Annotated in this window: 12 protein-coding genes; 8 read left to right on the top strand and 4 right to left on the bottom strand. The window is 71.5% G+C overall.

Annotated features, from left to right (window positions below; genetic code table 11):
• Positions 1–329 precede the first annotated feature (329 nt).
• Together lpdA and sucB are read left to right on the top strand one after the other, a co-directional pair.
• Positions 330–1,718, top strand: coding sequence for a dihydrolipoyl dehydrogenase (gene lpdA, locus ACN6LB_RS11670; RefSeq protein WP_356144345.1), 1,389 nt, complete (start codon positions 330–332; stop codon positions 1,716–1,718).
• 91 nt (positions 1,719–1,809) lie between these two features.
• Entirely contained in the window at positions 1,810–3,573 is a 1,764-nt protein-coding gene (gene sucB / locus ACN6LB_RS11665) for a 2-oxoglutarate dehydrogenase, E2 component, dihydrolipoamide succinyltransferase (protein WP_445025753.1), read from the top strand.
• Between the two features lie 65 nt (positions 3,574–3,638).
• Here the strand turns inward: sucB and ACN6LB_RS11660 are convergent, their stop codons facing one another.
• Positions 3,639–4,322, bottom strand: coding sequence for a hypothetical protein (locus tag ACN6LB_RS11660; protein WP_445025752.1), 684 nt, complete (start codon positions 4,320–4,322; stop codon positions 3,639–3,641).
• A gap of 278 nt (positions 4,323–4,600) precedes the next feature.
• On the opposite strand from ACN6LB_RS11660, the gene ACN6LB_RS11655 reads away from it, so the two are divergent.
• The 4 genes from ACN6LB_RS11655 (at position 4,601) to ACN6LB_RS11640 (ending at position 10,030) form a co-directional block, all read left to right on the top strand.
• Positions 4,601–5,224 carry a GntR family transcriptional regulator gene (locus ACN6LB_RS11655; RefSeq protein WP_356144351.1) on the top strand — a complete coding sequence of 208 codons (624 nt, stop codon included), beginning with the start codon at positions 4,601–4,603 and terminating at the stop codon, positions 5,222–5,224.
• Positions 5,225–5,555: 331 nt separating this feature from the next.
• A complete protein-coding gene (gene aceE, locus ACN6LB_RS11650) occupies positions 5,556–8,258 on the top strand; it encodes a pyruvate dehydrogenase (acetyl-transferring), homodimeric type (RefSeq protein WP_445025751.1) in 2,703 nt (900 codons plus the stop codon).
• 95 nt (positions 8,259–8,353) lie between these two features.
• On the top strand, positions 8,354–9,343 hold the full coding sequence (locus tag ACN6LB_RS11645; protein WP_445025750.1) for a helix-turn-helix transcriptional regulator: 990 nt from the start codon (positions 8,354–8,356) through the stop codon (positions 9,341–9,343).
• 162 nt (positions 9,344–9,505) lie between these two features.
• Positions 9,506–10,030: a DUF4240 domain-containing protein gene (locus tag ACN6LB_RS11640; RefSeq protein ID WP_445025839.1), complete on the top strand. Its 525-nt coding sequence runs from the start codon at positions 9,506–9,508 to the stop codon at positions 10,028–10,030.
• Here ACN6LB_RS11640 and ACN6LB_RS11635 read toward each other — a convergent pair.
• Positions 10,014–10,238, bottom strand: a complete 225-nt coding sequence (locus ACN6LB_RS11635) for a hypothetical protein (RefSeq protein ID WP_445025749.1) — start codon at positions 10,236–10,238, stop codon at positions 10,014–10,016. The two genes, ACN6LB_RS11640 and ACN6LB_RS11635, sit on opposite strands and share 17 nt — an antisense overlap.
• Positions 10,239–10,344: 106 nt before the next feature.
• Complete coding sequence (locus tag ACN6LB_RS11630; RefSeq protein ID WP_445025838.1) at positions 10,345–11,139, bottom strand: peptidoglycan recognition protein family protein; 795 nt, start codon at positions 11,137–11,139, stop codon at positions 10,345–10,347.
• 305 nt (positions 11,140–11,444) lie between these two features.
• On the opposite strand from ACN6LB_RS11630, the gene ACN6LB_RS11625 reads away from it, so the two are divergent.
• Entirely contained in the window at positions 11,445–12,629 is a 1,185-nt protein-coding gene (locus tag ACN6LB_RS11625) for a MarP family serine protease (RefSeq protein ID WP_445025748.1), read from the top strand.
• Between the two features lie 15 nt (positions 12,630–12,644).
• Here ACN6LB_RS11625 and ACN6LB_RS11620 read toward each other — a convergent pair whose 3' ends face one another.
• A complete protein-coding gene (locus tag ACN6LB_RS11620; protein WP_356144361.1) occupies positions 12,645–13,142 on the bottom strand; it encodes a GNAT family N-acetyltransferase in 498 nt (165 codons plus the stop codon).
• A gap of 118 nt (positions 13,143–13,260) precedes the next feature.
• Between ACN6LB_RS11620 and ACN6LB_RS11615 the strand changes: the two genes are divergently transcribed.
• On the top strand, positions 13,261–14,178 hold the full coding sequence (locus ACN6LB_RS11615; protein ID WP_445025747.1) for a TIGR01777 family oxidoreductase: 918 nt from the start codon (positions 13,261–13,263) through the stop codon (positions 14,176–14,178).
• Positions 14,179–14,804 lie beyond the last annotated feature (626 nt).

Raw genomic sequence — 14,804 nt, 5'->3', positions numbered from 1 at the left:
TGCGCCGATCGGGCTGAAGCCCTGCTTCCGCTGGAGGACGGCCCCGGGTCCGCTGGACCCGGGGCCGTCGTCGTGGTGGTACAGACGGGCGTACGGGGGTTTCGCCCTCAACGAAATCCGCAGGTTCCTGCGCATCCGCACCCCCTCGACGTGATGGATCAGACGTCTCACACCCCGGCCCGGCGTCCCGCCACCGGCCGACAGGTGCGAAGATGGGTTCTCGGCAGGACAGGGCCCCCACCACAGGGCCGAAGAAAGAGCGGCCGGACACCAGCCGCCGCCCGGTCGAAGACGACCGGCGTACGGCGCACATGCATGGAGGACGTGACGTGGCGAACGACGCCAGCACCGTTTTCGACCTAGTGATCCTCGGCGGTGGTAGCGGCGGTTACGCCGCGGCGCTGCGCGGAGCGCAGCTGGGCCTGGACGTCGCCCTGATCGAGAAGGGCAAGGTCGGCGGCACCTGCCTGCACAACGGCTGCATCCCCACCAAGGCTCTGCTGCACGCCGGAGAGATCGCCGACCAGGCTCGCGAAGCCGGTCAGTTCGGCGTGAAGACCACCTTCGAGGGCATCGACATCGCGGCCGTCCACAAGTACAAGGACGGCGTCATCTCGGGCCTGTACAAGGGTCTGCAGGGTCTTATCGCGTCCCGCAAGGTGACGTACATCGAGGGCGAGGGCCGCCTGTCGTCCCCGACCTCCGTCGACGTGAACGGCCAGCGCATCCAGGGCCGCCACGTGCTCCTCGCGACCGGCTCCGTGCCGAAGTCGCTGCCGGGCCTGGAGATCGACGGCAACCGCATCATCTCCTCCGACCACGCGCTGGTCCTGGACCGGGTCCCCGAGTCCGCGATCGTGCTCGGCGGCGGTGTCATCGGCGTCGAGTTCGCCTCGGCGTGGAAGTCCTTCGGGACCGACATCACGGTCATCGAGGGCCTCAAGCACCTCGCCCCGCTCGAGGACGAGAACTCCTCCAAGCTTCTTGAGCGCGCGTTCCGCAAGCGCGGCATCAAGTTCAACCTGGGCACCTTCTTCTCGAAGGCCGAGTACACCGCGAACGGTGTCAAGGTCACCCTTGCCGACGGCAAGGAGTTCGAGGCCGAGGTGCTGCTCGTCGCCGTCGGCCGCGGCCCGGTCTCGGCCGGTCTCGGCTACGACGAGCAGGGCGTCGCGATGGACCGCGGCTACGTCCTGGTCGACGAGTACATGCGGACGAACGTCCCGACGATCTCCGCCGTCGGTGACCTGGTCCCGACGCTCCAGCTCGCGCACGTCGGCTTCGCCGAGGGCATCCTGGTGGCGGAGCGTCTGGCCGGTCTGAAGACCGTTCCGATCGACTACGACGGCGTGCCCCGGGTGACGTACTGCCACCCCGAGGTCGCCTCCGTGGGGATCACCGAGGCCAAGGCCAAGGAGATCTACGGTGCGGACAAGGTCGTCACTCTGAAGTACAACCTCGCGGGCAACGGCAAGAGCAAGATCCTCAACACCTCGGGCGAGATCAAGCTCGTCCAGGTCAAGGACGGTGCCGTGGTCGGCGTCCACATGGTCGGAGACCGTATGGGCGAGCAGGTCGGCGAAGCTCAGTTGATCTACAACTGGGAAGCGCTGCCCGCCGAGGTCGCTCAGCTGATCCACGCCCACCCGACGCAGAGCGAGGCGCTCGGCGAGGCCCACCTGGCCCTCGCGGGCAAGCCGCTGCACTCGCACGACTGATCTCGCCGAGCTTTCCGGGATTCAGTCACCGCGTCGACCTGGGCGCGACGACCACAGACTTCCGCACCATCGTTAAGGAGCAACAGAAACCATGGCGGTTTCCGTAACCCTTCCGGCGCTCGGTGAGAGCGTCACCGAGGGCACTGTCACCCGCTGGCTGAAGGCCGAGGGCGAGCGCGTCGAGGCCGACGAGCCGCTGCTGGAGGTGTCGACCGACAAGGTCGACACCGAGATCCCCTCGCCCGCCGCCGGTGTGCTCGCATCCATCAAGGTCGCCGAGGACGAGACCGTCGAGGTCGGCGCCGAGCTGGCCGTCATCGACGACGGCACGGGCGCCCCGGCGCCCGCCCCGGCCCCTGCTGCCGAGCCGGCCCCCGCGGCCGCTCCGGAGCCGGCTCCGCAGGCCGTCCCGTCCACCGAGGCCGCCGCCCCCGCGCCGGCCCCCACCGCCGAGGCCGCCACCGGCGGTTCCTCCGCCACGGGCACCGACGTGGTCCTTCCGGCTCTTGGCGAGTCGGTCACCGAGGGCACCGTCACCCGCTGGCTCAAGGAGGTCGGCGAGGAGGTCGCGGAGGACGAGCCGCTGCTCGAGGTCTCCACGGACAAGGTCGACACCGAGATCCCGTCGCCGACCGCCGGCGTCCTGCTGGAGATCGTCGTCGGCGAGGACGAGACCGCCGAGGTCGGTGCCCGGCTGGCCGTCATCGGTGCGCCGGGTGCCGCCCCCGCGGCCGCCCCCGCCGCTCCGGCCGCGCCCGCCGCCGCTGCCCCGGCTCCGGCTGCCCCCGCTGCTCCGGCCGCCCCGGCCGCCGCCGCTCCGGCTCCGGTCCAGCCCGCCGCTCCGGCTCCCGCCCCTGCCGCGCCCGCTCCGGTCGCGCCCGCCCCCGTCACCCCGGCCCCGGCGCCCGCCGCGACCTCCGGTGACGACGGTGCGTACGTGACCCCGCTGGTGCGCAAGCTCGCCGCCGAGAACGGCGTCGAGCTGGCCTCCGTCAAGGGCACCGGCGTCGGCGGCCGTATCCGCAAGCAGGACGTCATCGCCGCCGCCGAGGCCGCGAAGGCCGCCGCCGCTCCGGCTCCGGCCGCCGCTGCTCCGGCCGCCGCGAAGAAGGCTCCGACGCTGGAGGCCTCCCCGCTGCGCGGTCAGACCGTCAAGATGCCGCGCATCCGCAAGGTCATCGGCGACAACATGGTCAAGGCCCTGCACGAGCAGGCGCAGCTGTCCTCGGTCGTCGAGGTCGACATCACCCGGCTGATGAAGCTCCGCGCGCAGGCGAAGGACTCCTTCGCGGCCCGCGAGGGCGTCAAGCTCTCCCCGATGCCGTTCTTCGTGAAGGCTGCGGCCCAGGCGCTGAAGGCCCACCCGGCCGTCAACGCCCGGATCAACGTCGAAGAGGGCACGATCACCTACTTCGACACCGAGAGCATCGGTATCGCGGTGGACTCCGAGAAGGGCCTGATGACCCCGGTCATCAAGCACGCGGGCGACCTGAACATCGCCGGTATCGCCAAGGCCACCGCCGACCTGGCGGGCAAGGTCCGGGCGAACAAGATCACCCCGGACGAGCTGTCCGGCGCGACCTTCACGATCAGCAACACCGGTTCGCGCGGCGCGCTCTTCGACACGATCATCGTGCCGCCGAACCAGGTCGCGATCCTGGGCATCGGTGCCACGGTCAAGCGTCCGGCCGTCATCGAGACGGAGGAGGGTACGGTCATCGGCGTCCGCGACATGACGTACCTGACGCTCTCCTACGACCACCGTCTGGTGGACGGCGCCGACGCGGCCCGTTACCTGACCGCGGTCAAGGCGATCCTGGAGGCGGGCGAGTTCGAGGTCGAGCTCGGCCTCTGATCCACCTCGCGTCCGCTGCCCCTGTCCGGAATCCTCCGGGCGGGGGCAGTGCCTTGTCTGCCGCTCTACTGCGGCTTGAGGGTCTTGTCCGTCCACAGGACCAGCGTCTCGACCCACACGTTCGGGATCTCCGTCTGGTACGCGGGCGTCAGATGCCGTGCCCGGTACGCCTTCAGGACGTCGTACGTCGCGTCGAGGCAGTCCCGGGAGCCGAGGTCGCCGGAGTCCGGGTCGATGCCGACGAGGAAGCCGCGCTGCTCGACCTCGGTGATCTTCGCGCGGGCGGAGGTCACGTCGCCGGTGGAGGAGCCGGTGCAGCGGTAGCGGGTGTACGGGTGCTTGGCGCTGCCGGGGTTGTGGGTGTCCCGGGACATGTCGCTGAGCATCCGGGCGTACGTGCCCTCCGCGTGCCAGGCGCCGATGTAGCCGCCGGGCGGGGTGTACAGGGCGTTGGTCGGGTTCTCGACGGCGCCGTAGACCCAGCGGTCGGTGCCCGTGACCCGGAAGCCCCAGCCGGTGTGGCCGAACTTCTGGGCACCGTCCGGCTTGACGAAGACACAGGCGCCGCCGGCGCCCTTGGGCTGCCCCGCCGAGCCGAGGCCCACCGGGACGGTGCCCGCCTGCGAACCGCTCGGCTCCCCGGCCGCCGATGTGTCCATCGGCTGGCAGCCCGTCACCCCGAGGACCGTCCCGGCCACGGCCGCCGCGATCCCCCAACGAAGTGCCCGCCCGCGTCCCCGTCCGCTCATGACAACCCCCTGATGGCCCAGGAGCGCCCCTGGCGGGAACCCCTGTGCTCACCGCCACACGTTTGCGCGGCCCGGAGGTTCAACGGGTGACAAGCCCGTGACACGGCCGGGTCGGACCCGGTACGGGTCTTTACAGGTCCGCCCCCTGTGACAGCGTGTAAGTCTCGTCTCACCTGCGCGAAAGCGCCCCCGTGCACCCCTCTTGGAGGGGACCGCGGCCTTATTGTCTAAACGTCAAACGCCCTTGGGGCAGGTGCGCCCCCTGCGAAGGAGCCCTCATGACCGCGCCCGTCGTCCACTCGCTGCGCGAACAGATCCGCGAGCACATCGTGGAGGGGATCGTGAGCGGGCGCTGGAAGCCGGGCGAGCGGATCGTGGAGCGCCGGATCGCGACCGAGCTGGAGGTCAGCCAGACCCCCGTACGCGAGGCGCTGCGCGAGCTGGAGTCGCTGCGGCTGATCGAGTCGGCGCCCAACAAGGGTGTACGGGTGCGCAATCTGACCGCCGCCGACCTGGAGGAGAGCTATCCGGTCCGCGCCGGTCTGGAGGCCATCGCGGCGGAGCTGGCGGCCGCGCGGCTCGCCGAGGACTGCTCGGCCCTGGAGCCCCACGTCGCCGCGCTGTACGAGGCCGACCGGCTGGCGGACGGCACCGGCCAGGTCCGCCACACGGTGGGCTTTCACCGCGAACTGGTCCGCGCCGCGAACAACTCCGTCCTTCTGCACACCTGGGAGGGCCTGGGCATCGAGGTGTTCACGGCGCTGTCGATCCGCTGGCTGGGCACCGTCCAGCAGTCGTACGCGGAGGAGCACGAGGCGCTCGTGGAGGCCTTCCGGCGGCGGGACCCGCTGATCGCGGACCTCGTGAAGGCCCATGTGCTCGGGTGCGCGCCGCGGGCCTGAGGGCGCCTGAGCGGTCCCGGCACAGTGGAGCATGCAGGCGCTCAGACGTGCCCCGACCTGCGTGAATTCTCGATTTCGCCTTCGATTTCAAGGCACCGGGTGCCTGCCCGGAAGGCACCGGGTGCCTACTTTCTCGACTTGAAGAGGTTTTCCCCTTCAACCCTTTGATCGATCATCGATCAGGGAGTTACAGTCACCGACGGGCTCCTACAAGAGCCCGCCGCCCTGTCCTGCCAAAGACCAAGGGCACCCCCGAAAACCCCTTACCGCTGAGGGAGAACGGCGAAGGAACCCCCTTCACGTGCCCCCTCCGTATCCGGAAGGCGGCGCAATGACCGACCCCACCGCAATCCAGCCGAGCGAGCTCGACCAGCTCCCGGACCGCGACCCCGAGGAGACCGCCGAATGGCAGGCCTCCCTGGATGCCGTCACCAAGGCGGCCGGGCCGCACCGTGCCGCGTACCTGATGCGCCGCACACTGGAACGCGCCGAGGGCAACGGTCTCGCGCTGCCCAAGCTGCTTGAGACCGACTACGTCAACACCATCCCCACCGCCGCCGAGCCCGTCGTGGCCGGCGACGAGGAGATGGAGCGGAAGATCACCGCGTGGAACCGCTGGAACGCGGCCGCGATGGTGACGCGCGGTTCGAAGTACGGCGTCGGCGGCCACATCGCCACCTTCGCCTCCGCGGCCTGGCTCTACGAGACCGGCTTCAACCACTTCTTCCAGGGCAAGGAGGCGGACGGCTCCGGCGACCAGCTCTACATCCAGGGCCACGCCTCCCCCGGCATCTACGCCCGCGCCTTCCTCGACGGACGGATCGGCGAGCACCAGCTCGACCACTTCCGCCAGGAGGCCGGCGGCGACGGTCTGCCGTCGTACCCGCACCCGCGCCGCCTGCCGTGGCTCTGGGAGTTCCCGACCGTCTCCATGGGCCTCGGCCCGCTCTCCGCGATCTACCAGGCGCGCTTCAATCGCTACCTGACCAACCGCGGCATCAAGGACGTCTCGCAGTCCCACGTGTGGGCGTTCCTCGGCGACGGCGAGATGGACGAGCCGGAGTCGACGGCCGCACTCGCCCTGGCCTCGCGCGAGGGCCTGGACAACCTGACCTTCGTCATCAACTGCAACCTGCAGCGCCTCGACGGCCCGGTCCGCGCGAACTTCAAGATCGTGCAGGAGCTGGAGGCGCAGTTCCGCGGCGCCGGCTGGAACGTCGTGAAGACGCTGTGGGGCACGGCCTGGGACGAGCTGTTCCGGCTCGACACCACGGGCGCGCTGGTACGCCGGCTGCGCCAGGTACCCGACGCGCAGGTGCAGACGTACCAGACCCGCGACGCCGCCTACATCCGCCAGGACTTCTTCGGCGCCGACCCGGCGCTCGTCGAGATGGCGAAGCTGCTGAGCGACGACAAGATCCTGGAGTGCTTCCACCTCTCCCGCGGTGGTCACGAGGCGCGCAAGGTGTACGCCGCCTACCGCGCGGCCCTCGCCCACAAGGGCGCGCCGACCGTGATCCTGGCCCAGACGGTCAAGGGCCACACGCTCGGCGAGGGCTTCGCGTCGAAGAACGCCAACCATCAGATGAAGAAGCTGACGGTGGACGAGTTCAAGAAGATGCGTGACGTCCTCGAACTCCCCATCTCCGACAGCCAGTTCGTCGACGGCCAGGTGCCCTACGGCCACCCCGGCGCAGACGCCCCGGAGGTCCGCTACCTCCAGGAGCGCCGCGCGGCCCTCGGCGGCCCCGCCCCGGCCCGCCGTACGCACGCGCTCGCGCCGCTGCCCGCGCCCGCCGACAAGACGTTCGCCGCGTTCGACAAGGGCTCCGGCACGCAGAACATGGCGACGACGATGGCCTTCGTCCGCCTGGTCAAGGACCTGGTCCGCGACAAGCAGACCGGCCGTCGCTGGGTGCCGATCGTCCCCGACGAGGCGCGCACCTTCGGCATGGAGAGCCTCTTCCCCTCCCTCGGCATCTACTCGCCCAAGGGCCAGACGTACGAGCCGGTCGACCGCGACCAGCTGATGTACTACAAGGAGGCCAAGGACGGCCAGATCCTCAACGAGGGGATCACCGAGGCCGGTTCCATGGCGGACTTCATCGCCGCGTCCACCGCGTACTCCACGCACGGCGAAGCGATGATCCCCTTCTACATCTTCTACTCGATGTTCGGCTGGCAGCGCACCGCCGACCAGATGTGGCAGCTCGGCGACCAGCTCGGCCGCGGCTTCCTGGTCGGCGCCACCGCCGGCCGTACGACGCTGACGGGCGAGGGCCTCCAGCACGCCGACGGGCACTCCCCCGTGATCGCCGCGACGAACCCGGCCGCGATGTCGTACGACCCGGCGTTCGCGTACGAGATCTCGACCATCGTCAAGGACGGTCTGCGCCGGATGTACGGCGAGGCCGCGCCCGGCGAGGACCCGAACGTCTTCTACTACCTGACGGTCTACAACGAGCCGATGCCGCAGCCCGCCAAACCGGCCGCTCCCGGCATCGACGAGGGCATCGTCAAGGGTCTGTACCGCTTCAACACGGCCGAGTCGGCCGGGCTCTCCCCGGCTGCCAACGCCGCCCGGATCCAGCTCATCGGCTCCGGTACGGCCATCCACTGGACCCTCAAGGCGCAGCAGCTGCTCGCCGAGGAGTGGGGCGTGGCCGCCGACGTGTGGTCCGCGACCTCCTGGACCGAGCTGCGGCGCGACGCCCTCGACGCCGACGCGGCGCTGCTGCGCGGCGAGGAGCGGGTGCCGTACGTCCGCCAGGCGCTGCACGGCGCCGAGGGCCCGGTGCTCGCGGTCTCCGACTACATGCGCCAGGTCCCCGACCAGATCGCCCAGTGGGTCGAGCAGGACTACTCCTCGCTCGGTGCGGACGGCTTCGGCCTGTCCGACACCCGTGAGGCGGCCCGCCGCCACTTCGGCGTGGACGCCGAGTCGATCGTGGTCGCGGCGCTGGCCCAGCTCGCCCGCCGCGGCGAGGTCAAGGCCTCGTCGGTGAAGGAAGCCAGGGAGCGCTACGGCCTGTAGAGCCGCTGCGCGGTTGCTCCGCAACCGCTCTGCCGAGGGGGTACGGCCGTCGCCGTGCCCCCTTCGCTGTCGGTGCCGCCCGGCATCATGAACGTATGCGCGCTGCCCGCCTGATCAAGATGGTGCTGCTGCTCCAGTCCCGGTCGTCGATGACCGCCGGTGAGCTGGCGCGGGAGCTGGAGGTGTCCGAGCGGACGATCACGCGCGACGCGCAGGCGCTGTCGGAGGCGGGGGTCCCGGTGTACGCGGACCGGGGGCGGGCCGGCGGCTACCGGCTGATCGGTGGGTACCGGACGCGGCTGACGGGGCTGGCGCGCGGTGAGGCCGAGGCGCTGTTCCTGTCCGGAGTGCCCGGGGCGCTTCGCGAGATGGGGCTGGAGGACGCGGCCTCCGCGGCCCGGCTGAAGGTGTCGGCCGCGCTGCTGCCGTCCATGGGGGACGCCTCGCGGACGGCGGCGCAGCGGTTCCATCTGGACGCGCCCGCCTGGTTCCGGGAGACCGGGACGCCCGCGCTGCTGCCCGCGGTCGCGGAGGCCGTGTGGGACGACCGCCGGATCACCGCGCGCTACCGGCGCGTCAAGGGGGAGGAGGCGGACGTCCAGCGGGACCTGGAGCCGTACGGGCTCGTGCTGAAGGCGGGCGTCTGGTACGTGTGCGCCCGGGTCCCCGGCCCCGCGCCCTCCTTTCGTGTGTACCGCGTCGACCGGTTCACGGCGGTGGAGCCCGCGGCCTCGGGTGAGCGCTTCTCTCGCGACGAGGGGTTCGACCTGCCGGGGTTCTGGGAGGAGCGGGCCGAGGAGTTCGCGCGGTCGATCCTGCGGGCCGAGGTCGTCGTACGGCTCTCTCCCGAGGGGGTGCGGAGACTGGCGTACGCGGTTGATGCCGTGGCCGCGCGGGAGGCGTTGGCGGGGTGCGGTTCCCCCGACGCGGGGGGCTGGGTGACCGTGACGCTGCGCGTGGAGTCGCAGGAGGTCGCGCACACGCAGTTGACGGGGCTGGGGGCGGAGGCGGAGGTGATGTCGCCCGGGGCGTTGCGGGACCGCTTCGCGGGGGATGCGGGGCGGTTGGCGGCGCTGTACCGGTGACGGTTGCCGCCGGCGGTCCCTCTGCCCCGCCTGCCCGCCCACCCGAAGTGCCCCCCTTCTCCACTCACCTCCCCCTGCCTCATTCCTTCGGCATGTGCACGCATAACAATCTGCGGCACTCCGCGTGCGTCCCTCCTCTTCAGGACCGATGCTTGTCCCGTGATGGACGAGACGGAGTTCTGGGAGCTGGTGGACACGACCCGCGAGGCCGCCGAGGGCGACCCCGAGGACCACGCCGACCTGCTCATCGAGCGGCTCGGCCGACTGGACCCGGACTCGGTCCTCGACTTCGCCCGGCACTTCGAGTCCCGCTACAACCGCGCGTACCGCTGGGATCTGTGGGGCGCCGCCTGGGTGCTGCTCGACGGTGCGAGCGACGACGCCTTCGACTTCTTTCGTTGCTGGCTGATCGGCCAGGGCCGGGAGGTCTTCGAGGGCGCGCTGCACGACCCGGACTCGCTCGGCGATCTTCTGGCCGACTTCGACGAGGAACTGGACGGCGACGGCGAGGAGCTGGGGTACGCGGCGGACGAGGCGTACGAGCAGCTCACCGGTGTCGTCGCGCCGGATCTGGGCATTGCGCCCGCGGCTCCCGAGCCGGAGGGCACCCCGGTCGACTTCGAGAACGAGGCGGTGCTCGCGGAGCGCTACCCCAAGCTGTGGGAGCGGTTCAGGAACGAGGGCTGACGTACGGCGACGGCGCCGTACGGGGCGCACCCACCGGGTGCGCGTCGGCGTGTGCGTGGTGAAGCGGTGCCGCGTTCGCCCGGTCCAGCGCGGACGCGGTGACCGCGGCCGGGCCGATGACGACGCTCACCACCGCGCACACCACGGTCCAGGGGCTCCGCAGGACGCCGGCCCAGCGGTCAGTGGTCTTCGTACGGCTGCTGCTCATGTGTTCTCCCCACCTCCGGTCGGCTGTACGCGGACCAGGCTAGGGAGCGGGGATCTGAGGGCCCCTTGACCCGACTGTGGGCCGTCTGTGAACACGGCGGGCCCGGCTAGCGGCCCTGGAGTCGGGCGGCCCTCTCGCGGATCTCGGGGAGCTTCGCGGTGAGGGCGGCGCCGGGGCAGCTGGTCATGAAGCCCGCGTTGTGACCGGCGAGGGTGGGGAGCTCGGCGGCGGTGCCGGACGCGTAGCGGCTGAGGTTGTTGCTGGAGACGAGGCGTACTTTCGCGCGCGGGTCGACATGGGAGAGCCCGAGCTTCCACGCGGCGAGGGCGGCGATCGCGTCGGTCATCGCCCGGGGCACGGGCGTTCCCGCGGTGAAGGTGCCGAGGGCGGCGATGCCGGCGGTGCGGTGGTTGAAGCCCTGGGTGTGGGCGCCGGTGACGGGCCGGTCGACGCCGCCCGCACGGCCCTCGTAGATCGTGCCGCAGCGGTCGACGAGGAAGTTGTAGCCGATGTCGTCCCACTGCCGGGCGCCGATCTGACCGGCGTAGAGGTAGCGGATGATGCGGGGCGCGTCGGCGCAGTCGTACGCGTTGGGCGAGTCCGTGTGGTGGATGAAGACGGCGACGACGCGGTCGTCGTAGCGGGCGGGCGGCGTGTTGCGCGGCACGCTGGCGTCCAGCCAGCGCGAGCGGGGCACGATGGCGGGCCTGGGGGCGGAGTGCGCGACGGCGGGCCGGGCGGCGTACGAGGGCCGGTCGGAGTGGGCCCTCGTACGGTCCACTCCGACCGAGCAGAGGACGAGCGCGAGGACGGCGGCGAGCCCGGGGAGACCGGCGAGCACCATCAGCAGGCCCCGGGGCATTCGCCCCTTCGCCGCCCGGACACGCACCGCGAACGGCATCAGCGCCGTCGCGAACGGCGGGCGTGCCGCGCGCCGCAGCCGGGCGGCGACGCCGGGTATTCGTGGCCGCGCGGCTCGCCGTTCCCGTGGCTCCCGCGCTCTCCGGAACACACGCATGCCCCCACCCTGACCCCGATCCGGGCGTCTCGCGATGTGTGGTGTGCCACCTGGTGGAACCATCGTCCCGGTCCGGGACGTTTCTACAGGTCCAGGCGTGCGTGCGGGGTTTTTCCGCGACACGCTCGCGTGGCTGATCACTGGGCCCGCCCTGCGCGTACTAAGGGGCCCCAGAGAAAGGCGGCTCCGTGGACGTGCTCGACATCCTGCTGTTGCTGGTGGTCCTGGCCTATGCGGCCTCCGGTTACCGGCGGGGCCTGGTCGCGGGCTGCGTCTCGCTGGCCGGATTCGTGGGCGGTGCCGTCATCGGCGTATGGGTGCTGCCTTGGGTGATGGACCTGGTGGAGGCGGGAACACCGGCGGCGACGGTGACGGCGGTGCTGACGGTGCTGGTCCCCGGCGTGGTCGGCCACGAGCTGGCGGGGCGGCTCGCGCTGCGACTGCGCCGAGAGCTGGACATCGGCCCGCTGCGGGTGGCCGACGGGATCGGCGGAGCGGCGGCGAACACGGTGGCGGTGCTTCTGGTGGCCTGGGTCGCCGCGAGCGTGCTGGGCGCGTCCTCGTCCACGCTGATCACGCAGTCGATCCGCAACTCGGCCCTGCTGGGCGCCGTACAGAAGACGATGCCGGACACGACGCCCACCTGGTTCTCGCGCGCGACCTCGGCCCTCGCGGACGCGGGCTTCCCGCAGGTCTTCAACCCCTTCGAGAACGAGCCGACGGCGGGGGTCGCCAAGCCCTCCGGGGACAGCGTCACGGCGAGCGCGACGAACGCCGCCAAGCTGAGCACGGTCAAGGTGGAGGGCGTCGCCGGCAACCAGGGCCGCGAGGGCAGCGGCTTCGTGTACGCGCCGCAGCATGTGATCACCAACGCCCACGTGGTGGCGGGCATCGACGACCCGAACGTACGGGTGGGCGGGGTGGGCCGGGCGTACGAGGCGAAGGTGGTGTTCTTCGACCCCGACAAGGACGTCGCGGTGCTGTATGTGCCTCAGCTGCGGGCGCCGCTGCTCCGCTTCGACGACAGCGCCTCGCGCGGCGACTCGGCGGTCGTGGCGGGCTATCCGCAGGACGGCGGCCTCGACCTGCAGGCGGCGACGGTGGCGAGCCGGATCCACGCGACCGGCCGGAACATCTACAGCTCGGACACCGTCACACGCGAGATCTACTCCATCCGCTCCACGGTCCGCCCGGGCAACTCCGGCGGACCGCTGCTGACCACGGACGGCCGGGTGTACGGCGTGGTCTTCGCGAGGTCGACCTCGGACGACGAGACGGGGTACGTGCTGACGGCGAACGAGGTCGCGGGCGACGCCCGGAGCGCGGCGACGGCGACGACCCCGGTGGACACGGGCGACCTGGTCACCTCATGAGCGCGGGCGCTCCTGCTACAGGGAGCGCCCCATGAGTACGTCGTCCACGTACTCCCCCTCCAGGAGGAACTCCCCGGGCAGGATCCCCTCCACGACGAAGCCCTCCGACTCGTAGAGCTTGCGGGCGGGGGTGTTGTGCCCGAGGACGCGGAGCGCGATCCGCCGCGCCCCCTGCCGGCGGGCCTCCGCCTGTACGGCGCGCAGGAGCGCGCGTCCGACACCGGCGCCGCGCGCCGCGTCGGCGACGACGAGGCCCTGGATCTGCCGGACATGGGCGTTGCAGGCGAGGGAGGTGGGGTAGCCGAGCCGGATGTAGCCGACGAGTTCGCCGTCGATCTCGGCGACGAGATGGTCCCGCGGCCCGAACCGCTCGCTGTAGAAGGGTTCGTACGGCGGCCGGGGACGCGGCTGGACGGCATGCATCGGGGACCAGGTGTCACGGTCGAGACGACCGAGAGCGTCCTCGTCGTCGAGGGTGGCGGTACGTATGTGCGGTACGGGCATGAAGCTCACTGTAGGACGGCGGAGCCGCCCCACGTCGCGTGTTTTCCCCTCCCTGTCCTCCTCCTCTCTGCCCCTCCCCCCTTCTCCCCTGGTGTCCTCTTGACCGGGCGCGAGGCAGGATGGACCCATGAACGATGCGCCCCTGGCCCCCGGTTCACGTGTGGTGATCGCCGGTGCGTCCGGCATGATCGGTTCGGCGCTGACGCGCTCCCTGACCGCTGACGGGCACGAGGTGGTCCGGCTCGTCCGCCGGGCGCCGCGTGCACGGGACGAGATCCAGTGGGACCCCGAGGGCGGCCGGATCGACGCGGGGGCGCTCGCCGGGGCTGCCGCGGTGGTCAATCTCGCGGGGGCGGGAGTCGCCTCGCGGCGCTGGACGAAGGCGTACAAGGAGCGGATCCGCTGCAGCCGGGTGCTCGGCACGGCGACGCTGGCCAAGGCCGTGGCGTCCCTCGACGAGCGGCCGCGGGTCTTCGTCAACGGCAGTGCCATGGGGTTCTACGGCGACACGGGCGGGCGCCCCGTGGACGAGACGGCGCCCGCCGGGGACGGGTTCCTTCCCTCCCTGTGCGTGGAGTGGGAGGGGGCGGCGACTCCCGTGCGGGAGGCCGGGGTTCGGACGGCGTTCGTGCGTACCGGGCTGGTCGTGGCCCGCAGGGGCGGGGCCTGGGGCAAGCTCTTTCCGCTCTTCAAGGCGGGGCTCGGGGGGCGGTTGGGGGACGGTAGCCAGTACTGGAGTTTCATCGCGTTGCACGACGAGGTGGCCGCGATCCGGCATGTCATCGACACGGACTCCCTGTCCGGGCCGGTGAACCTCACCGCGCCGGAGCCGCTGACCAACCGTGAGATCACGGAGGCGATGGGGCGCGTCCTGCACCGGCCCACGCTGTTCACCGCCCCTGCTCCGGCGATCCGGCTCGCCCTCGGTGAGATGGCCGGCGACATCCTGGGCAGCCAGCGTGTCCTCCCCACCCGCCTCCTCTCCTCGGGCTTCACCTTCGCGTTCCCGACGATCGACTCCGCCCTACGATCAGCTCTGCGCTGACGAAGCCCCCGGGTGCCCCCTGGCTTTGCCCGATCACCCGGGGTGGGTGGGCAAACCCCTCTCACCCCTCGTTTGAACGGTCACCCGGTGTGGGTGCCGGCCGGGGGTGGGTCACGCAACTCGGCGCTTACGAGGTGCCGCTGCGCCCACCCGTGCCGCCCCTGGCGGCACGATTGCCCGCAGTGACGAGGCTTCGCCGGCCCCCGGCGTCACACGCACCCGCCGCTGCTGGGTGGGCAGCCGTCCCTCCCTCCACCCGCGCTCGCAGTAACGCGGCTTCGCCAGCCCCCAGCGCCACACGCACCCGCCACGGCTGGGTGGGCAACCGCCCCCAGCTCCACGCCCACCCGCACTGACGCGGCTTCACCGGCCACCCGGCGTCACACGCACCCGCCGCTGCTGGGTGGGCAGCCGCCTCGAATGGCACGACTGCCCGCAGTGACGCGGCTACGTCGGCCCCGCCTCCCCACGCACCCGCAGTGAAGCGGCATCCGCACGCCCCCACTCCCCGGCCCCCACGCCCGCAGTCGCGTACGCACGGAAGGGTCCGTGCCGGTACGTCTCTGCCCGTCGCGTAGCAGGCCCCCAGCCAAGTCCCGCCGTGCTCGACTCCCGGGCAGTACGCC

The sequence above is a fragment of the Streptomyces sp. SAS_270 genome (genome assembly GCF_052543295.1).
The sequence above is the reverse complement of the archived record's forward strand: the minus strand, read 5'-3'. Positions and strand labels throughout refer to the sequence as shown.